Annotated in this window: 23 protein-coding genes and 3 tRNA genes; 15 read left to right on the top strand and 11 right to left on the bottom strand. The window is 49.4% G+C overall.

Translation table 11 applies throughout. The features are described 5' to 3' along the window. Position 1: 1 nt before the first annotated feature. Positions 2-1,678: a hypothetical protein gene (locus tag IPL44_00965; GenBank protein ID QQS17606.1), complete on the top strand. Its 1,677-nt coding sequence runs from the start codon at positions 2-4 to the stop codon at positions 1,676-1,678. A gap of 2 nt (positions 1,679-1,680) precedes the next feature. Here the strand turns inward: IPL44_00965 and IPL44_00970 are convergent, their stop codons facing one another. The 4 genes from IPL44_00970 to IPL44_00985 form a co-directional block, all read right to left on the bottom strand. Next, positions 1,681-4,452 (bottom strand): hypothetical protein, encoded by a 2,772-nt coding sequence (locus IPL44_00970; protein QQS17607.1) that lies wholly within the window; start codon positions 4,450-4,452, stop codon positions 1,681-1,683. A gap of 179 nt (positions 4,453-4,631) precedes the next feature. Beyond that, positions 4,632-6,461, bottom strand: coding sequence for a DUF87 domain-containing protein (locus IPL44_00975; GenBank protein ID QQS17608.1), 1,830 nt, complete (start codon positions 6,459-6,461; stop codon positions 4,632-4,634). Then, complete coding sequence (locus IPL44_00980) at positions 6,461-6,904, bottom strand: hypothetical protein (GenBank protein ID QQS17793.1); 444 nt, start codon at positions 6,902-6,904, stop codon at positions 6,461-6,463. Before IPL44_00980 ends, IPL44_00975 begins: the two co-directional genes overlap by 1 nt. Before the next feature lie 428 nt (positions 6,905-7,332). Beyond that, positions 7,333-8,514 (bottom strand): PrgI family protein, encoded by a 1,182-nt coding sequence (locus IPL44_00985; protein ID QQS17609.1) that lies wholly within the window; start codon positions 8,512-8,514, stop codon positions 7,333-7,335. A 102-nt stretch (positions 8,515-8,616) separates the two neighbouring features. Here IPL44_00985 and IPL44_00990 point away from each other — a divergent pair, with 102 nt between their 5' ends. From IPL44_00990 to IPL44_01005, 4 genes are read left to right on the top strand one after another with little or no spacing between them, the layout of a single operon-like run. Beyond that, positions 8,617-9,003, top strand: coding sequence for a hypothetical protein (locus tag IPL44_00990; GenBank protein ID QQS17610.1), 387 nt, complete (start codon positions 8,617-8,619; stop codon positions 9,001-9,003). Beyond that, positions 9,004-9,273: a hypothetical protein gene (locus IPL44_00995; GenBank protein ID QQS17611.1), complete on the top strand. Its 270-nt coding sequence runs from the start codon at positions 9,004-9,006 to the stop codon at positions 9,271-9,273. After that, complete coding sequence (locus IPL44_01000) at positions 9,273-9,677, top strand: hypothetical protein (GenBank protein QQS17612.1); 405 nt, start codon at positions 9,273-9,275, stop codon at positions 9,675-9,677. Before IPL44_00995 ends, IPL44_01000 begins: the two co-directional genes overlap by 1 nt. A gap of 9 nt (positions 9,678-9,686) precedes the next feature. Continuing rightward, positions 9,687-10,154, top strand: a complete 468-nt coding sequence (locus IPL44_01005; protein ID QQS17613.1) for a hypothetical protein — start codon at positions 9,687-9,689, stop codon at positions 10,152-10,154. A 6-nt stretch (positions 10,155-10,160) separates the two neighbouring features. Here the strand turns inward: IPL44_01005 and IPL44_01010 are convergent, their stop codons facing one another. Both IPL44_01010 and IPL44_01015 read right to left on the bottom strand, forming a co-directional pair. Next, positions 10,161-10,448, bottom strand: coding sequence for a hypothetical protein (locus IPL44_01010; GenBank protein QQS17614.1), 288 nt, complete (start codon positions 10,446-10,448; stop codon positions 10,161-10,163). 80 nt (positions 10,449-10,528) lie between these two features. Next, a complete protein-coding gene (locus tag IPL44_01015; protein QQS17615.1) occupies positions 10,529-11,191 on the bottom strand; it encodes a hypothetical protein in 663 nt (220 codons plus the stop codon). Positions 11,192-11,386: 195 nt separating this feature from the next. Between IPL44_01015 and IPL44_01020 the strand changes: the two genes are divergently transcribed. Both IPL44_01020 and IPL44_01025 read left to right on the top strand, forming a co-directional pair. Beyond that, the gene (locus tag IPL44_01020) at positions 11,387-11,812 is read left to right on the top strand and encodes a hypothetical protein (protein QQS17616.1); all 426 of its coding nucleotides are present in this window, start codon (positions 11,387-11,389) and stop codon (positions 11,810-11,812) included. Positions 11,813-11,827: 15 nt separating this feature from the next. Further along, positions 11,828-12,238, top strand: a complete 411-nt coding sequence (locus IPL44_01025; GenBank protein QQS17617.1) for a hypothetical protein — start codon at positions 11,828-11,830, stop codon at positions 12,236-12,238. Positions 12,239-12,308: 70 nt separating this feature from the next. Here the strand turns inward: IPL44_01025 and IPL44_01030 are convergent, their stop codons facing one another. After that, complete coding sequence (locus tag IPL44_01030; protein QQS17618.1) at positions 12,309-12,779, bottom strand: Hsp20/alpha crystallin family protein; 471 nt, start codon at positions 12,777-12,779, stop codon at positions 12,309-12,311. Positions 12,780-12,975: 196 nt separating this feature from the next. Between IPL44_01030 and IPL44_01035 the strand changes: the two genes are divergently transcribed. Further along, positions 12,976-13,566, top strand: a complete 591-nt coding sequence (locus IPL44_01035; protein ID QQS17619.1) for a ComF family protein — start codon at positions 12,976-12,978, stop codon at positions 13,564-13,566. 18 nt (positions 13,567-13,584) lie between these two features. Further along, entirely contained in the window at positions 13,585-14,049 is a 465-nt protein-coding gene (locus tag IPL44_01040; GenBank protein ID QQS17620.1) for a hypothetical protein, read from the top strand. A 40-nt stretch (positions 14,050-14,089) separates the two neighbouring features. On the opposite strand, the gene IPL44_01045 is transcribed toward IPL44_01040, so the two are convergent. Further along, a tRNA-Ser gene (locus IPL44_01045) sits at positions 14,090-14,182 on the bottom strand. A gap of 50 nt (positions 14,183-14,232) precedes the next feature. On the opposite strand from IPL44_01045, the gene IPL44_01050 reads away from it, so the two are divergent. Further along, a tRNA-Ser gene (locus IPL44_01050) sits at positions 14,233-14,320 on the top strand. Between the two features lie 54 nt (positions 14,321-14,374). On the opposite strand, the gene IPL44_01055 is transcribed toward IPL44_01050, so the two are convergent. Beyond that, entirely contained in the window at positions 14,375-15,037 is a 663-nt protein-coding gene (locus tag IPL44_01055; GenBank protein ID QQS17621.1) for an arylesterase, read from the bottom strand. A 45-nt stretch (positions 15,038-15,082) separates the two neighbouring features. Beyond that, the gene (locus tag IPL44_01060) at positions 15,083-15,289 is read right to left on the bottom strand and encodes a hypothetical protein (GenBank protein QQS17622.1); all 207 of its coding nucleotides are present in this window, start codon (positions 15,287-15,289) and stop codon (positions 15,083-15,085) included. A 96-nt stretch (positions 15,290-15,385) separates the two neighbouring features. Between IPL44_01060 and IPL44_01065 the strand changes: the two genes are divergently transcribed. The 5 genes from IPL44_01065 (at position 15,386) to IPL44_01085 (ending at position 17,376) form a co-directional block, all read left to right on the top strand. Continuing rightward, positions 15,386-15,895 (top strand): MgtC/SapB family protein, encoded by a 510-nt coding sequence (locus IPL44_01065; protein ID QQS17623.1) that lies wholly within the window; start codon positions 15,386-15,388, stop codon positions 15,893-15,895. Between the two features lie 40 nt (positions 15,896-15,935). Beyond that, positions 15,936-16,027: transfer RNA gene (locus IPL44_01070), tRNA-Ser, on the top strand. A 22-nt stretch (positions 16,028-16,049) separates the two neighbouring features. Continuing rightward, a complete protein-coding gene (locus IPL44_01075; protein QQS17624.1) occupies positions 16,050-16,448 on the top strand; it encodes an HIT domain-containing protein in 399 nt (132 codons plus the stop codon). After that, positions 16,441-16,884: a 23S rRNA (pseudouridine(1915)-N(3))-methyltransferase RlmH gene (locus IPL44_01080; protein QQS17625.1), complete on the top strand. Its 444-nt coding sequence runs from the start codon at positions 16,441-16,443 to the stop codon at positions 16,882-16,884. The genes IPL44_01075 and IPL44_01080 overlap by 8 nt, the downstream gene beginning before the upstream one ends. Before the next feature lie 177 nt (positions 16,885-17,061). Further along, complete coding sequence (locus IPL44_01085) at positions 17,062-17,376, top strand: hypothetical protein (GenBank protein ID QQS17626.1); 315 nt, start codon at positions 17,062-17,064, stop codon at positions 17,374-17,376. Here the strand turns inward: IPL44_01085 and IPL44_01090 are convergent, their stop codons facing one another. Further along, positions 17,377-19,950 (bottom strand): valine--tRNA ligase, encoded by a 2,574-nt coding sequence (locus tag IPL44_01090; protein QQS17627.1) that lies wholly within the window; start codon positions 19,948-19,950, stop codon positions 17,377-17,379. Positions 19,951-19,955 lie beyond the last annotated feature (5 nt).

The following is a 19,955-nucleotide window of genomic DNA, read 5'->3' on the forward strand; positions in this document are numbered from 1 at the left end:
CATGTCTCATCACGAAAAACCAAATGCCATAAACACCCCTGAAACTGCGGAGCGATTAGCCGATCCGATTGTCAGCCGAGAAGTCGCCGACACGGCTATCGACGCCGTCACGTCAGACCCAACCCCGGATGAATTGTCGCTCGAGGAACAGGCCGAGTCGTTAGTTGCTGGCTTGTCCTACGAAGGCCAGGCCTTTTCTAGCCCAGCCGATCTGATGAAAACACACAAAAATCCTCGCGCTGTGCGCGCTTTTATCGAATCTCGACGCTCCGATCCCACGATGGATGCTATGTACCATTTGGCAGACGAAATCTGGCTACGCAACTCTGGTAAAAAGTCTCGTAATAGCGCCCGAAGTGACGAGTATTTACAGACGCTGATTGATGCGTATCAACATTCAGCTATGATCGAAAATGCCACTGATGAAACTCCTACTAGTGACGAGGATACGACGCCACCAGAAACAGATCAGCCGTCGGGCGACGTACAGCCGGCAATCAATCTGACATCCGCAGCCGCAGGTCCTGCCCCAGATCAACCTAGCGACAACACTGGAAATCAGCCAGTTCCTGCCGCACTAAACGCACCGGCCCCTACCACCCCTGCCCCGGCGAATCAACAGCCAGCGGATTCAGAAGCACAGGTTGGCGTACGTATAACGCCAGTTGAAAATGCCGAGGCTGAGCTTGTTAACCTAGATAAACTGGCTGGCTGGAAGGCCGACATACTGCGCATTAATGAGGAACTATCTACATTAAGACGAGAAATCGCCCTATCCGAAGCCGATACTAATGTAAAGCCCGAGGATCCAATAACCGCTAGGCGCCAATCCCAAGTCAAAAAATTAGAGGCTAGCCTAGAGAGTCTAACCAAAAATATAGAGACATCAAATATCACACCAGAATTGTCAGCCGAGGCTGACCAAATGGCCGCTGATATATTTGCCAAAGCTCAGAAAAAGGCTGCGGAGCAAGTCGCAAAAGATGCCGCCGATCGTCAAGCCAAAATTGATTCATTTTTGACATTGCCGCCGAGTGCTCGCCAGCAGCGTAAACAGAAACGCTCCGATGCTCTAGCTCAACTACGCAGCGATCGCAAGCTGATGCATGACCGGCTAGAAAACAACGGTATGTCTGACGAGCTAAAAAAGGTAGCCGACCTGCTAGCAAAGCATAACCGCAAAATCGGCGGCGGTAGATTATCGGCTCTGTCACACATGGCATGGAAGGTCGAGAACAAGTGGCGCAATCACCCTATCCACGCCGAGGAGGGTCTAGATCTAGATGCCAAAGAACAGCGTCGTGATCTCGATGAAATCCTGTTCGCCGAAGACGGCATGTTAGTCAAAATGTTCACTGCAAATAATATTGCCTACGACAACTTTACGCCCAAGGAGCTCTACGACGTTCTCTTTGCGGCCGATGCAAAGAATGTTTTACGGTCCTCACGTGTAGCCAGTATGGGACGAGTGTCTTGCCTAGCCAGCGGTCTCGTTAACGTAGGAGATGCTCTCGCCGGTAGCGCAAATGCTGGATTGAACCTAGCAATAATTCTCCCTCGAGCTGGTCAGCCACTCTATAATCGCGAGATTAATAGGCGTTATGCCGCAATTGCCCACCTCGATAAAGCTGCTGCCAAGGCCGCCGCAAAACGTAGCCAATCATCAAGTGCGGCCTAAATTTACGTCATTAGTTTTGGACTAATTCCGTTTGCCTTGGTTTCTTTTCTCATCATGGCATCGCTGACCATGTCAGCATCAGCACCCGTACTATTAAATAAGGCTTCGATATCAGCATCATCCACCCCAGCCGCCCTAAGAATTTCCCTGTATTCAGATCCAACTGCAGCGACATATCGTGAACCGCCTGGCTGCGATAGGTTGGCCCGAATCGCATTCCTTAGGTTTGTTAGGCTTGCGCGTGCATCGTCTCCTTCTGGTCCAGGCTTGGCCGCAAGAGCTGCGACGTCGGGCATCGACGCTACTACATCGCCCCAGTGAGCGCCCTTATCAAACGAGCTCATAACGCCAGCTGCAATAGGCGCCTTGGTGACATTGATAGTCTTTTGTGCGGCAGTAGTCACTTTACCGGCAGCTGAGTTCGCTACGTTAGCACCCTGCACCCAGAAGCCCTTGTTGCCAGATTTGACAACCATACTGGCTGCCGCATTCTGCAAAGCTGGGTCGTCAAATAGCTTGCCGGTATCGAGCGCATTACTAGTGGTTGCGACCTCAGGACTAGAGCCCATGCTAGCAGCCTGCTGGAATACTACTAACCGCTCATTATCGGTCATAGTTTTCCAACTCAGCTTGCGTTCTACGCCGTTATTCGAAATCGTTACTTCGTAATCTGGATCTTTTACCAAATTAGCCGCCATGGCATTACTAAAGTTCTCTGCTGTGCCGAATTGACCCTTCTCTGAATCGGATAGCGTCGATGCGTCACTCAATAGAGAGCCAAAGTTGCTGCGTTCTTCTTCGCTAGCTTTGTTACCGATTGCTGATGCTTGGTTAAGCGCCCGGTTCATCCTAGCATCCGCCTCTGCTGCTGACATACCCGCCGTCACACCAGCATAACGTGCTCGGTAGGCATCGTCTTGAGACAGACGGCGAGCTAGCTCACTCTGCTCGGTTCGTTTGGTCTCGGCCTCTCGGTTCGCTTTGTTAAATCGCATATCAGACGCCATGAAAACCCCCTTGCGCAGCAGGCCATTTGCCCGTCGTGAGTATATTCGATCTGCCTCAGCCTTGGCTGTGCGAGCCTTGCCCAACTCAGCCTCATCTGAGGCACTCCAGTCCTGGATAGCACCTGAGGCATGGGCAACTTGTTTTTGAACTAGATCATTATGTTCCTTGAGCTCATCACCTACCAGCGTTTCTCCAGCAATCACCCTGTCATTCAGGCTCTTCAGTCTGGCATCATCAGCCTGTGTCCACGACTCTGCCTTTTTCTTCTCTAGTGCAGCAACTTCTTTACCTCTCTCTCCGGCCTCCTGACCTGCCTCAGAAATTCTACCGGCTACAGCATTTTTTGCAACTCTCGCGGATCTATCCCTGAGATAAGCATTGCTTTTTTTGTTGAGGTTTTTCAATGCATTTCCGCCTGCCGCACCAATGCCTTTCTCTGTTAGACTTGTCATCTTGCCCATGAGACCGCTGGTCGATTTGAATAGCGGGATAATAACAGCTAGTGGCGCCAAGGTAGCCAGCGAGGATATCATCCAGCTCCAATCAGCTCCTATATTAGTAGCTACGTTAGCCACCAAACGACAGCCCGCCCAAACCGCCATAAATGCCGGGTAAACCACTAATAGCTGGATATATGTATCACGCCATTTTTTGAACCACTTCTCAGTATTAGGTAGGAGCGATGCAACGATAGCGAGCGGCGAAACGATCACTAGCATGGTCAGGGCGACAGTTCGTAGGGCTATAGCAATAAATATTGTGAGCATGCCAATAAATACGGTCGCCCAGGTGAAAATTACTATTAGCAGCGTCACGCCAGCTTTTAATAGACCGTCCCATAGAGTGCCGAACATTGTGGCTCCATTGTTACCACCCGACATTCTAGCCATAATCAGATCATTCAAGCCCACGCCAGCAATATTGGATAGATCAGCCAGAGCCGCACATAAATAAAATGACAAGTTCACACCGACCGCCGCAACTACTAGGCGCGGCAATATCTTTTTAATACCATAATTGCTAATTCCTGATGATGTCGCCGTTGAATAGATAATTATCATAAAGGCAATCGCAAAAGCTATATTGGCGAGAGTCAACATCGATGCCCAAACGTCTCTAATAGTAGCCCCGCTGTCTCCGGCTGTATCCGTCAACATCGTCCATTGCAAGCCGCCAGTAATCCATCCGACTAGCCCATCAATCGCTGCGGTCATCCAGGTCATACCTGGACAAACAATCCAGCCAAAGCCATGAGTCTGAGCCGCATAACATGGATCTTCGCTTGTCGTGTCAGTCGGGGCATTATATACTCCAGTCTGCCCGAAGACACAGGCTGCTTTATCCAAGCTATCACTATACTTATCGCAATAACCATCGTTTTTATTATCGGCCCCATCTATACAAGCTTTATACTCCGGGTTGGCCTTCGTTACAGATACACCTTCAATATTTTCTTGTTGGTCGGGAAATTTTGTGATACAAGTTTCCTGATTATTCTTTGCATCTTCTGCCTCATCCGCAGGGAGAGCAAAAACACAGCCCTTATATAGCATTACATCACCAGTTTGCTGCCAAGCCCATATCCCGCCAGCACCAGTACATGCAGTTTCATCATATTTTGCAGCCGAAGTGCCAAAAGGAGCCTCAGAGAATAGACAATGAGTACCAGTTGAATCTATTGAAAAAATATAACCATTTGGACCTTGCCCGTCGTTTAAGTTGCCTAGTTTTCCTGTTTCGTCTCGATCACCATTTTTAGTCGACAAACATGTTTCTTTTGTATATGAGTCTGCAGCAAACGCTGGCTGCGAAGGTAGAATGGATACGAAAATTCCCGCTAATATTCCTAAGACTGTCAATGTTATAACAAAACTAGTACTCCACCTACGAGATTTCATGATATTATCATAACCGATATATAACTTCGGCGCAAGCCTCTAGAGCATTAGCTATTATTTTGAGCAGCACGCGGATTGGTCGTGATGAGATCTGTTTCAGTTGCCGAGGCAATAATCTGAATGTGTACATGACTCTGGCCAGCAAAGAATAATCCCTGCCCTACCGGGAAACTCGACAGGCGTTTCAGTTCCTCGTCTGTTAGTTTGAAGACTTGGCCTAGGACATCAACCGCCGACGGCGATTGTTTCAACAAAATCTGCATCGAGGCATTGGCTACAATGGCTCGGCCCATCTCGGAACCCATAAAGTCTTCGACATCCTGGGTGATCGTCGTGAGACCCAGGTAATATTTGCGAGCCCGTTTGGCGAGCGAGAACATAAAGTTTGCCGAATCAGGATATTTCATGAGCTGCCAGGCTTCGTCGACGATCAGCATGCGTTTACGCTGGTCGGTACGAACCTTGTTCCAGATATGACTGAGCGTAATATACATCGCGATCGGTCGCAGCTCGTCCTCGAGATCACGAATATTGAACACCACCATGCGGTTATCAATTGCCACGTTCGACTGTTGGCTAAAGATACCAGCGAAAGTTCCCGTCGTATATTGTCGCAGCCGCTGCGCCAGCTGCGGACCATTGCCACCCATGTGCGCCAACGTATCATAGAGATCCGCCATGACGGGTGGTGGCGAATTATGCGTCAAGGGATCCGACGTAATGCCGACACGAGCATAGGTATCAATCAGCGCCTGGTCGAGATCAGCCTCCTCGGAGGGCGATAACACGTTCACAATATCGCCACTCGCCGCTACCTGCCCCGAGCCGAGCATGAGGCGTAGCAAACCGTGGAGCGTCACTAGGTTAGCGCGCAAGGCATCGCTCGTCTCACCATCGTCGCTATCTGTCACCTGCGGCAAATCAAACGGATTCACCCGCGTATCGCTATTGAGGCTGAGATGAATATATGATCCACCGACCGCCTCGCAGAGTTTCTGATACTCGTTTTCCGGGTCGATGATAATAATATCCGCACCCATCATCATCGTACGCAGGGCTTCGAGTTTGACAGTGAATGACTTACCGGCGCCAGATTTAGCAAACACCACCATATTGGCATTTTCGAGACTATACCTGTCAAAGATCACCAGACCATTATTATGCATATTGACGCCATACAAAATACCGTTGTCCTGGGTCAGATCGGCGCTCGTGAATGGAAAGCTCGTCGAAATCGCGCCGGTATTCATATTGCGGCGAATCTTTAGGTCGTCGATAAATTGTGGTACCGTCGAATTGAGGCCTTGTTCCTGTTGGGCGCTAGCCACCTTGGTCAGCACCATTTGTTGGCCAAAGATTGTTTCGACCTTGTGCGTCACAAACTCGAGCTCGTCCTGCGAACCAGCGTAAATCGTAAAATACAGCCCAAAGCGATAGAATTTCTCGGCGCCCATCTGCAGCTGATCGCGTAGTTCCTCGGCGTCCTGGTAAGCCGCCTCGAGACCCGGGTCACGCACTTTGCCATGTTCCGAATTGAGCTGCATATTTGCCTGGAGCTGGGTTACCTTTTTGCGCAAGTTGTTCATCACAATCTGGGTATCCACTGGATAAATAAACATCGAAATATCGAGCACCTCATCGAGGTTGATCATTTGCGACAACCAGCCGGTATAGAGCGCCCGCGGATAGCCGTAGACATAGAACGTCTTGCACCAGCGCGTCCCCAGCATGAAATGACCAGTTTTGAACTCGATGCTGGCCGGCGCGATTAGATCGCGCAGCGTGGTGATGCCTTTTTGAAACTCGGCTGCGACCTCGGCTTCTTCACGGGCTCGCTGTTGAGCTGCTAGATCTTGTTCAGATGGTTTCCTGGCCATTAGACTTGTCCTCCTATATCAGCTCGCTGGGCATCACCCTGCCCCTTCATCACCACCGGCGCGGTGTAATTGCGAAAATCACCAATCGGCTCGCGCACCGCTGTGTCTGGATTGTACACGTTATAGTACAGCTCGCTGAGTTCCTTTGTCTGCAAACGTACCGCGCGCACGCCGATCTCGCTGAGACCATCAATCACGGCCGAGCAACGTTTGGTCATCTCGTCCTTGGCGCGGTTGTATTGATCGGCCGGCACCTTGATATGCATATGACGTTTTTGCGGCACAAATAGATTCGCCAGCAAGCCCTTGGTAGTATTACTGTTGTCTTTGCCTTTTTCGATACTCTCGTCGCCAAAAGCATACGGGATTGTTACGAAAAAGCTCTTGTCCATAATGTTGGCTTCTTGGCTCAGAGCATCGATAAAGTTAATATAGTCATCCATCAATACCCCGAGCAACATATTATCCTGATTAACCCGCAGTTGATCGAGCTTTTCGAGATACGGCCCAATATCGACGCGCTGCGAGCGAATATAGATTTGGATCGGAAACGTCAGCGAGTTTAGGAAATTTTGATAAGCATACTCGACACTCTCGCGCTCACGACCACTCATCAGATCAAAGTTGACCGATTGCGCCGCCACTACCGAACGATACGTCCCATCGCCCATGATCACCATATTGTCGCGCAGCTCCTCGAACATCAATGTGTTTTGCGTCGAATTGGGGTTTTTAGGTGTCACGGGTTGCGGTTGATTCGGACCCGGGGCGGCAGAACCGGCGGCCGTCGGAAAAGCTGCCTGATTTGGCATTTGGTTGTTCGGTATCTGATTTGGATTCACTGCTACTTTCCCACCTTTGGCTTCATAATTTAGTGTAATTTTACCTCAATCTCATCCCCGCCAGTATCGACTTCGTGATCAATCACCGCTTCACTTTCCGCACGGCTAGGCGGCGAGGTAAAGACACTGTCGGTTGATTCGATTGCGCTAACGTCTTCTATTGTAGCAGGTTCTGGCTGGTCTGTCACAGGCGAAATCGGTTCAGTTGGAGTGATCAGTTCTGGCTTTGGTTCTGGTTTGGTCTCGATAGGAGCTGGGGCAGTCGGTGTTTCAGCTAGCATTTGAACAATTGGTGCGGGGTTAGATACAGTTTGAGGCGCTGGTTGTAATACAGGTGTAGGGGTAGGTGCAGGTACTGGCGCTGGCTGAATGGCTTGAGCAGGCTGCGCCGGCTGAACAGGAACAGCAGCGACGGTATTGAGCGGTTGAACCGTTGGCTGACGATACGATAGCTGACTAGCTTGGCTCGACTGACGCAGCGCCGCCGCTAGAGCCGCTTCGTCAACCTCCGGGATTGGTGCGGGTTGAGGCGCAGAAACAGGTTGATTTACTGGCGTCATAGGAGATTGATACTCATGGACATAGCTCTGTGCCGGTTGCGGGGTGAGAGGGACATCATTTGCCATCTTTGCCATCATTTCAGCTCGCCGACGCTGCTCGGACGAAGCTAATTTATCCTCAAAATCACGCCCCAAGGTGCCAGCATCATCCAATATATCCGGAGCGTCGACAGCGGCCGTCGCAAAATCATCCGACAAATTTGTCGTATTAGACGGTACACCCAAAATTCCACGCGTTGACCACCCTTGAGTATCTGACACTTCGGCTAGGAATGATAGTCGCTGTGCCGCCTCGGCACCACCAATGTCCTTTACCTGTGGTCCATCATCAATGCGTGGGTTAGTAATCTCGATCAACGCCTCTTGGCCATCGGCGTCCCACACTCGGCGATTTGGTGCAAAATAGAAATGGATCATAGCAGCGAGATAGGTTTCCATCGGCTGGTCCTTGCGTAGCGGCAGAGCTAGCACGAGAAAGAGAATTGCGATCGGCAATGGTATCAACGCTAGAGGTATAGCGACCGTCCCGATAAAATAGGCTAGCGCGCCAGCTCCGAGCGCGACTAATAAGTATAAAAACTGGCGGAATGAAAATGGACCGAGCAGCTTGTCTTCGGCTTCAACGTCTTGGGGTACTTTATGTTCTGCCATAATGAAATAGTGCGAACTGGCTCTATCTTGCCCACCACTCGCTACTATCAAGTATAACAAAGCTGTTGCATAAAAGCCATAATCACGTTATCATATAATTATATGAAGATCATGAAAAGTAAAACCCTAAAAGCTAGCGTCGGTGCGATATTCGTTGCTGTCGTCGCATCAGCACTATTACACACCCGAGACGCCCTTGCCGCTACCTGCGGCGGGGTCACAACTTTCTTTGAATGGGGCTGCACTAGTAGTGGCGAACAGATTACACCAGTCCTGATTCAGATCCTGAACTGGCTGGCTGTCGGCGTTACCATAGCGGTTATTGGCGGTATTATTTACGGTGCAATCATGTATACCACCTCTGGTGGAAACTCAGAACAATCTAAAAAGGCCATGGGGATTATATATAATGCCTTTATCGCCCTAGCACTATATTTCGCCATGTGGGCACTATTAAACTGGCTCGTTCCAGGAGGAATATTTAACTAAATGATCACAACGCTACTGGCGGCTATCGACGCCAACATTCCACACATCAAAGGCCAAGACCTCCTAAAAAATGGTCTGAACACGGTATATTTCATCATCGGCATCGTGGCCGTTATTATGATCGTATTCTCCGGCTATCAATACCTTACCGCCAACGGCGATTCAGCCAAGGCGGCTACCGCTATGAAAACCATTCTTTTTGCTATGATCGGTCTAGTAGTGGCTGCCTCGGCCTTTGCAATTACCAGTTTCGTCATGGGGAATGTCTAATGAAAAAGTTTCTGGTCTCTATCGGTCTACTCGCTAGCCTCATCGGCACGCCACTCGTGATGACTAGCCCTGCCCTAGCGGCAGTCGATTGCAGTAAAGACCCGACAGCCACCGGTTGCCCCTGCGCTACCAATCAAAACTCCCCCACCTGTAAACAGCTCATTAGCGAGAAGTCTAACGGTACGTTTGATACTAGAATTAAAAACATTCTAAACGTTCTCATGTTTGGTATCGGTATAGTGTCGGTCATCGTGATTATCGTTGGATCGATTCGTTTTACCTCATCTCGTGGCGACAGCAATGCCACCGCCAAAGCTAGAATGTCCATTACCTACGCCGTAGTTGGCCTAGTTGTATCGATGTCAGCCGCCGCTATTGTTAATTTCGTGCTCGGTCAATTATAGGAGGAATGTATGAAAAAAATAATTATCACTAGCCTCGTCACCATTGCAGCCATCGGTCTAGCTGTATTTGCAGCCCCAGTCTACGCCGCTAGTTGTGGCGACGGCACCGCTGCCGGCGAAGCCATGTGTGGCGTCAGCCAGGTAGACACCTCGGGTACTAGCTCGGACACCATCTACGACACAGTCAAAACGATTATTAACGTTCTACTATTTGTCGTCGGCATCATCGCTGTTATCATGATTATCTGGGGCGGTATTAGCTATGTCCTCTCCGCCGGCGCCACCGACAAAGCTAAAAAAGCCCGCGACACGATTGTTTATTCGGTCGTCGGGCTCGTTGTATCAATTGTGGCATTCGCCATCGTCCAATTTGTCTTTAGCAGCCTGAGCGGTGGTAGCGCGAGCAGCTACACCACTGCAAAGAGTTGTACTGACGCTGGTCATACATGGAACGCACAAGCTAGAAAGTGTCAGTAGTTCTGCTTACAAGTCGACCACAGTGCCAGTTGGGCTAGTATACACCGCGCTAATATTGTCGCCATTACTATCCGTAACCGTAACGACTTTACCTTCGCTCGTAACAAATACCGTATTAACCTCGCCTTTTGATGCGCCTTTTGACCGATCTAGTTTCTGCACGACGGCATCTCCCCAAACCAACTGTCCAGCTTTTTTACCGCCGGTCGCGAATTTTGATCGCAGATCGAGTAAACCATCTTCGTCGGCTTTGACTAACTGAGGATCAGAGGTAATCGAGGCAATGGCTTTCAAGAGATCTTTGCCTATAGCTCGAGCTTTCGCTCTGTCGTTACTATGTGTGTTTGCCGACTCGCCACTATTGGACGAGTCGTCTACGCTTTTGGGGAGGTCTCTGCCCCTAGCTCCTGAACACCATCTGGTTTTCCATCACCATCAGTGTCAGCGCCATAAATAATTCGATAGTTAAACTTGATGCCATTAGGTATTTGTATACTAGCTGAAACATCCTGGCCTGGGTGATTCTGCATACTATCGAGCAAAGTGCCTACTTCGGTCATATTCATACCCATCCCAGTAAGCTCCGTCGTGATCAAAGCGCTGTTTTGTATCGTAGCTTTACCAGTAGCTGGGTCAATCCACATAATCACATCAACCATCTTTGGCGCAGACGCCTCAACGTTAGCTGTCTGGTCTGGTCTAACTGCACTGTTAATTAATGGTTGAGCTACTCCGAAAAATGCCCCCGCGCTGAGAATCAGCCCTGTCGCAGTAGCAGCAGCACCTTTAATTAGGCCCGAGCGGCGATTAGCAGCGCTCTCCGTAGCCTCGTGCTGCTGACGTGATGTCTGCATGTGATCATCGTGAGCTCGTTGAGCTTGAGCTGTAGCGTTATCATGCTGCTGTTGTCGTTGCGCCATGCTAGCATCATGATTACGTTGTCGATCGCCGCCTGCATCGAGAGCAGTTAATACAGTGCTGAGATCCGCACTCCGAACCGGTTCAGTTTTTATGGTGAGATTTGGATTGACACTCATGATTTGTTAGTTCCTTTCGATTAATTATCGTTCTATTACGATTATGGTTCAATACTATCACACTTTTGCTTTTATGTCAATATATTTGTTTGATAAAACTATGAAATTAGGCTCTAGCGTGTTGACGCTGGTAAAAACTTTGCTATAATTGGTGATGTTAGTATAATTTTGCTATTAATAAGCGAAGGAGAAAATATGAAACAAATGTTACGAAAGATTTCCGCCATTGCGGCGCTCGTACCTAGTATTGTGGTCGGGTTAGTAGCCAGTCTGGGTGTTGTTGCCCTCGTCGGGACAACCACAGTTAACGCCGATTGTGATCCTAATAGCGGCATCAGCGGTGCTATCAACGATGACTGTACGCTAGGTTCTGGTCAACAGTCAAAATTAGTCGGCCAGGGCGGTATGGTGACTGATATCATCAACATTATGCTGTTCGTTATTGGTATCCTCTGTGTCATCATGATCATCTGGGGTGGCATTCGCTATACCCTCTCGAACGGCGCCAGTGACAAAGTCAAAGATGCCAAAAACACGATTCTCTATGCTGTGGTCGGTTTGGTTATCGCCATTATCGCCTACGCTCTAGTGAACTGGGTATTCACTACTATTGGAGCCTAAACGGAACAATAGTTGATGGCACTCGTGAATCGTACACCTCTAAAAGGACTCGCGGCAGCAAGCGGCGCAGTTGCGACCGCAGTGCTAGCACCGCTATCCGCCTCCGCCCTATCGTTAATGGATGTTATTAACGGGGACTATCGCGGGCAAGGTCAGCCAACCGAGCTGTTTGATGGCGGTGCAGCGATCATTCCTCGGCTGATTAACCTGATGCTCTTTATTGTCGGTATATTGGCCGTTATCATGCTCATCTGGGGTGGTATCCGTTATGTCATATCGGGTGGCGCTGCTGACAAAGTCAAAGACGCCAAAAACACGATTCTCTATGCTATTGTTGGCTTGATCGTCGCCATCCTCGGCTACGCCCTAGTCAACTGGGTTATCAGTATCGTCGGCTCTGGTTCTAGCGGTACTGGATCGGTCTAGATTATAAAGAGACTAAATAAATATCCCGAGATTTCCCCGGGATATTTTAGTTTTCATAGATGTAGATAGATTATTGAATCTGGATCTTTTTGGCTTGCTCTTGTTTGACCTTGCCAAAGGAAACCGTCAAGACACCATCCTTTAGCACAGCCTCAACCTCGTCTTCTTTGACAGCGGTTGGTAGAACCAAAGTACGGCTAAACTCGCCCCAGTAGCATTCCTGAATGTGCCACTGTGTTGCAGCGGTGTCATCGCCACTGCTCAGAGTACCGCTAATTGTCAGTACGCCGTCAGCAATACTGACATCGAGGTCGCTCTTGTTCACACCGGCAGTACGAGCCTTGACTACCAGACGATCCTCGGTCTCATAGACATCAACTGCCAATTGCCCTGGCACTGCGTCGTATTCTTCCTCGGTTGTCGTAGTTGTCGTAGTTGTGCTAGTAGCTACAACTGGAGCCATTTCTGGTTCATCTTCTGTCAAAAAAGCAGCAGCTAGCTCATCGTCTAGTAATAAGTCATCTTGTTTATCCCGCGCCATATCTCCCTCCTTCTCGCATTAGCTGGTCGCTTATGAGATAATTATACTGTATATTTCAAATACAGGCAAGTTTCTATAGCTATTACAGGTAAAATTTACAATGATAGATAGGGTCATAGGCTGGTTTGCACCCCATATATGCGAAGGTTGCGGCGTCGCAGGCTCGACATTGTGTGAATGTTGTAATAATAACATTATGGCTCATCCGTGGCTCCATTGCGTGCAGTGCCTAGGCCTAATTGACCGAATATCACGGCAAAATCAGGGTAACCTCTGTCATACCTGTAGGCGACATACGCCTTTTGATAAAGCATTCGTGGTTGGCGAACGAGCTGATACCCTAGAGCGTCTGGTTGGTAATTTCAAGTATTTGTCGCGACGTGATAGCGCGACGGCGATGGCTAGCCTGTTATCATCTGTTATGCCCGATAGTATACCCGACGATATACAGATCGTCTTTGTGCCGTCCTCTCCAAAAAATATTCGTGAGCGCGGCTTTGATCATATGAAATTGGTGGCGAGTCAACTAGCGAAACAGCGTCAGCTAGCGATTAGTCCCGTCATCGAGCGTCTCAGCAACCAGGCACAACATAGCGCTAGTCGCGCCAAACGCCTCAAACAAGCGCGTCTGACCTTTGGCCTAAACAATACATCCGTCCCGGAACAGGTTTTGCTAATTGACGATATTTACACGACCGGCGCCACTGTTCAAACCATCGCTGAATTATTGCGTCAGGCTGGAACAAAAACCATCTGGCTAGCCATCGTAGCTCGACAGAGACACTAATATGCTACAATTCTACTTATGAATAATAAAACAGATATAAAACAGATCTTGATAGGACTATCGATAGTTGCCGTGGCATTGGTGTTACTATTTGCACTCATGGGCGATCTAAAAGTTTCGGCCATCCCGACGATGCTAGTGCTCGGTTTTTTGGTCAGCCTGCCGCTCATTATGCTAAACGTCCACGGCCGAGTTCTGAAATTCATGGGGTGTGCGGCATTAGGCTTTGCTACTATATCTGTGCCATTGCTGTACTCATTTCCGAGTGTTGCCCTCAAATCAGATCCCAGCGGGCTCACCTCCACAGCTTGCATGATAGTGTGGCTCATCCTACTCCCTATTTTGTGGATCGAGTACCTGAAAACACGAAAAGCCGGCAAAACTACTGATGACATCGAGCATTCGTATCGACTCATTTTCATAGTGGTAATCATATTCGAAATTGTCCCGTCATCCGTAGCGCTGTTGTCTACCATCGGTTAAGCCATATAAAAAACAGACCGACTAGGATCTGTATTTTATCTGGCGGAGGAGGGGAGATTCGAACTCCCGCGCCAACTTTCGCCGACCTAACGATTTAGCAAACCGTCCCCTTCAGCCACTTGGGTACTCCTCCATACCAGAACATTTTAACAGATTTGCGACAAAAATGGTACAATGGCTAGCGGAAGGATGTCCGAGTGGTTTAAGGAGCTGGTCTTGAAAACCAGTGTGCCGCAAGGTACCGAGGGTTCGAATCCCTCTCCTTCCGCCAATTACAGACGCTCACCATTGTAGGTGAGCTTTTGTAATCAACGAGATATATTGCTTAATCAAGCCACTGCGCTATCGCCTCTGCAAAACGCGCGTGGCTAGGCTCATCCCAATGTAAACCATCTTGGCCTAACGATACGTAATCGCTCGTATCGATATAGTCTACGCGATGCTTTTCAGCCACTTTGCGTAGCTCGACCGGAAGAATCTTTGATATCTCTACCGAATGACGGTCAAAGGTACCCCTATCTGACACGCCCGTTGCAGGATCAAGCAATTTTGACGAGTCAATAGGTGCAGGCGCCACTAGTAACACGCGTGAAGCACCTGACTGCCTAGCAACATCTATGTATTTTTCTAGAGAGGTAGCTATCATCGGCGCGGTCTTTTCGTACTGAATCTGACAATCATTCGTACCGAGTGTAATAATAACAACGTCTGGACAATGGCTTCGAAGGCACGGCTGAAAATATGTCCAACCATTTTTTATAAAACCATCTTCGCCCGCCCTATCGCGATCAACAGTCCGACCGCCCAAACCTTCCTCTACAACATAAAAGCTATCTGTTACGAGTCGCTGTAACTGGCATGTCCAGCGAGTATTTTCATCAAACCTCTCGTCGCTATCAGGCCGTTGTCCGAATGTGTTCGAGTCACCAAAACACAGTACGACTTTTCTATTCAAATATGCTTTCGTCTGTCGTGTTATTGTCGTCATGGTCGCACCCCTCCTTTACATATACTTTTTGTACGTAATCACCCTTTATAATAACACTGCTGCCATCTCACCGTGAAAACGCAAGCTGGCACATGTATCAGACTCGCCAAACTTTTTAGCTAGCTTGTCATCGCCGTTATATCTCGCGCCATACGCATCGCGAAAGAACCGACGCAGCTCATCATACTGATCGTCGAACAATGTGGAGTCGTCATTTCGTCGCGTGACAGAGTATTCAACACTTCTTGCCATAATCTTCAGGTGTTTATAATAACATAATATAGGGCTAGCAGCAAGTGTATCAAGTGAAGGTAGCGTTCATTTAACATTACTGCTATAATAAATTTTATGGACAAAGATCAAGGTGGGCAACCAGAACCAGCAACTCCGACCGTTGCGCCAGTTCAGGTGATCCAATGGACCGCCTCTGATTCGATCGAGCACGAGCGCAGTAAATCGTGGTATATCGTAGCCATCCTCATCACCGCAGCAATCGCTGGTGTAGCTATTTGGCTGGGGCAATGGTCACTAGCTATCCTTGTAGCCGTCATCTTGGCCGCGATTCTCGTCGTCACCGGCAAACCAGCCCGGGAGGTCAACTATGAATTATCGACCGATGGCCTGGTCGTTGACGGTCGCAAATACACACTCGGCGAATTCCGCGCCTTTGGCGTGCGACGCGACGGTGCCTTGTGGCAACTCGTCATTATCCCAGTCAAACGTTTCGGCCTGCCTGTTACGACCTTTATCAACGAAGAACAAGGCGAACAAATCGTCGATTTCCTCGGCGCAATCCTGCCAATGGAAGAAGTCCATCCAGACTTTGTCGATAGTATTAGCAAACGCCTCAAGCTCTAATTGCCCTCGACTGTTTCGTCTGATACAATAAATACTGCATGGAGAGGTGGCCGAGTGGTTGAAGGCGCACGACTCGAAATCGTGTAGGCGGTTTACGCCGTCTCGAGGGTTCAAATCCCTCCCTCTCCGCCAGAAAATTATTAGGAATTATAGCATGCAAGATTCAATTTTTACCAAGATCATCAACGGTGAAATCCCCTGCCACAAAATCTATGAGGACGAGTATACCTTTGCGTTTCTCGACATTTATCCTTCGTGCGAAGGTCATACCTTAGTCGTGCACAAAGTGCCGACTGAGTTTATCTGGGATCTGACTGACGAACAGTACGGACAGTTACTGAGAACGGTAAAGAAGCTTGCCTTGCATTTCCGCAAGGTCTCCGGAAAACCCTATGTCAAAATGGATGTTATCGGTACCGATGTACCCCATAATCACATTCACCTCAAACCCTTTGCCGTTCCTAGTGAAACCCACAAAGCTGACCGAACCAAAATCGAGCCTGACCACGCAGCGCTAGCGCGAATAGCTGAGAGATTCCGACTCGATGATTAATATCATCGCCGTTGGTAAAAAGCACGATCCGAATATCACGGATGCTATTAACGACTACGAAAAACGCCTCAGAGCCCCATTTGAGGTCAAGTGGGTATTGTTGCCATATTCAGCTAAAAACGGCGACGAGGCGCGTCAGGACGAGTCTGAGCGTATCATTAGCCAGCTACGGCCAGCTGATTTCGTCGTCCTGCTCGACGAACGCGGTCAGGACCTATCAAGCCCCGACTTCTCCGCCCTGTTAACTAGCCAGCAAAATATCGTCATCATTATTGGTGGCGCCTACGGGGTAAACGACGAATTACGACAACGAGCCGACCGGGTCATCTCATTATCCGCTATGGTATTCCCTCATCAATTAGTGCGCCTCGTAATAATCGAACAAATCTACCGCGCCCAAGCCATCGCCACCAATCATCCATATCACCATAGCTAATGACATGTCAGTATCTAGTAGCGGGTGACGCTGGGACTAGGGCAGCTCCCAAAATTGTTTTCGGTGGTGATTGACCGAAAAAATTTTAGGGGCGGACCGAGCGGCAGGACCCGCGTATAGTATGTTTATAATTAAAACTTGACATAAGCGCAATACTATGCTAGACTGTTTGCAGTTATGAATAAAAATAAAACATCCACCATAAAACAAAAACTTACTAGCCTGTACCGAAACGCCGTTAGTTTATCTCTGGGCGCTGGCATATTGCTAGCCTCAACCCATAGCTCTGCACTAGGCTCTAATTATGGTCTATCCCCTGTTGATTTCAAAGTCAAAGTGGTTGGTGATCTCCATACCCATAGCGATATCAATTTACAGGCTAGCAGGATATTGCTAGATCCACGCTCATTGCGCGCTATTCGTAATGACAATGGCAACAAAATTGCTGAGGGCGACGGACTACGTGGTAACTGGGACGTGTACGTAGCCTAATTATCCAGCCATATTCGTGAGCTCGTCGACCAAACGTCGTTCGAGCTCTTTTTTAGCGGTAAGCGCCTGGCGGCTCTCCTCTACCAGATGAGCTGGCGCCTTGTCAACATAGCTCGGATTCGATAATCGACCTTCGAGATTGCCGATTTCCTGTCTCGTGTCGACCAGTCGTTTTTCGAGCTGTGTCTGATGTTCGTATAACATTTCCTCGCTAATGTTGAGCCATAATGTATGTTCCGACGACGGGATGCGCAAGCCCTTACCCTCGGACGTTGCGACAACTGAACCAAGGCCTGCAAGTGTTTTCATACTGTCGCCGTGCTCGGATAGAAGTTGATCGCCCTGCTCGTACATTAGCTCGTACTTTCCGGCTGGCAACTGCGCCACGATAAAGCGCACCTCACCTACCAGATCCTTGATCTGACTGAACTCTGCAGCCCTAGCGGTATCGTGTGCAAAATCAGTCGGCCAGGCCTGGCCAATCAGTAGCGAGTCATCATCATGTAATGTCGTCCAAATTGTCTCGGTCGTAAACGGCGCGAACGGATGCGCCAAACGCAGCACGATATCTAGCACATGAACGAGGAATTCTGGGGTAAAATCCTGTTTACTCACCTCGATAAACCAGTCAGCGACATCATCCCAGATGGCGTGATAAACCGTATCAACCGCCTCAGCAAAACGATAGTGCGCCAGATGGTCGTCGAGTTGCTGCCGCGCCGCCTCGAGGCGACCTAGCACCCAGTGTTCAGCAATAGTCTTTGGCGTGGCTGCATTGACCGCGCTCGGATTCAGAATAGCCTCGGGAGCTTTACTCTCGATAAAGCGCGCGATATTCCAAAGTTTGTTGCAGAAATTGCGTCCCGCGACTACGGTCGCTGGTGAAAAAGCCTGGCTCTGCCCCGCTGAACGATTCATCACCACACCTAGACGCAGTGCGTCCGAGCCGAAATCGTTAACGACCTCTAGTGGGTTAAGCACGTTACCCTTGCTCTTGCTCATCTTTTGACCGTGTTCATCGAGAATCAGACCATGCAAATAAACGTCATTGAACGGCACCCGATCGGTCACGTAGAGGCCGAGCATGATCATGCGCGACACCCACGGCCGCAGAATATCAAATCCAGTCTCCATGACAGAGTTCGGGTAAAAGCGCGCCAGGTCGCCACCCGCTAGATAATCAGTCGTGATAAACGGCCACTGGCCAGAGGAAAACCAAGTATCAAAGGTGTCTTCGTCGCGTTTGTATGTTGTGCCGTCAATTTCAATTTCGGTTTGATCGACCCGGGTGTCGAAAACCCAATCATCAGGATCGTTCACGTTTTGAAAGGCTGGAATCGGAATGCCCCACGGGATCTGCCGACTCAGGTTCCAATCACGCAGCTCGTCGTAATAACGTACTAGCTCTTCGCCCTTTTGAGCAGGAGTAAAGGCTATATCACCCTGTTCGATCGCCCGCTTAGCGCGCTGCGCCAGTGGTTGAACATCCATGAACCACTGTTTCATGACCAGTGGTTGAATCACGCTACCGCATTTGTAACAATGTGGCACCTGGTGCGTATACTTTTCAATCTGGCGGATCAGACCGACGTCCTCGAGATCGGCGACAACCGCTTTGCGCGCCTCGTCAGCCGTCAGCCCGCGATAAGCCTCTGGGGCGTTATCGGTGATGAGGCCGTCATAGCCGATCACCGAGATCACTTCGAGGTTATGGCGCTGACCAATCTCAAAATCGAGCGGGTCGTGAGCTGGCGTCACTTTGACGGCGCCAGTACCAAAGCCTAACTCTACCGCCTCATCGGCCACGATCGGAATTTCCCTATCCGACAGCGGTAATTTGAGCATTTTACCAACTAGCGCGCCGTATTTGGGGTCATCAGGATGAACCGCCACCGCCGTGTCACCAAGCATCGTCTCAGGACGAGTCGTCGCCACTACGATCTCACCTTCCCCCGCCTCATCAGCCAATGGATACGCAATATGCCAGAGGTGCGATTTGTCTTCCTTGAACTCGACCTCGATATCGGCGAACGATGTCTGGTGTTTGGTACAGTAGTTAACGATACGCTCACCCCTGTAAATGAGCTTGTCATCCCAGAGTTTTTTGAAGGTGTCATAAACCGTGCTGACGACCTTGTCATCGAGAGTAAAGACGAGCGAGCTCCAATCGCACGATGCGCCAAGCGCCCGTAGCTGCAGCTCCATGTTGCCCCGCTGCTCGTGCACAAAGTCCCACGTCATTTGATACAATGAATCACGTGAAAAATCGAACCGAGACTTCCCTGTTGCCTCTAGGCTACGCTCGAACACCACCCAGGTTTCAAAGCCAGCATGATCAGCCCCCGGAATCCAGACTGTGTCTCGACCCTGCATGCGGTGATAGCGAACCAAAATATCCTGGAGTGGGATCATGTAGCCGTGGCCAACGTGCAGATTACCATTAGCATTCGGCGGTGGCATAACAATCGAATATGGTTCGCCCTGCCCCGACGGCGCAAACGAGCCGCTCGTCTCCCAGAGCGCATAAATCCCTGGTTCGTACTCTGATGGTTCATAAGCTTTTGGTAATTTCATTACTG

Source organism: Candidatus Saccharibacteria bacterium (assembly GCA_016699895.1).
Classification (GTDB): Bacteria; Patescibacteriota; Saccharimonadia; order Saccharimonadales; family Saccharimonadaceae.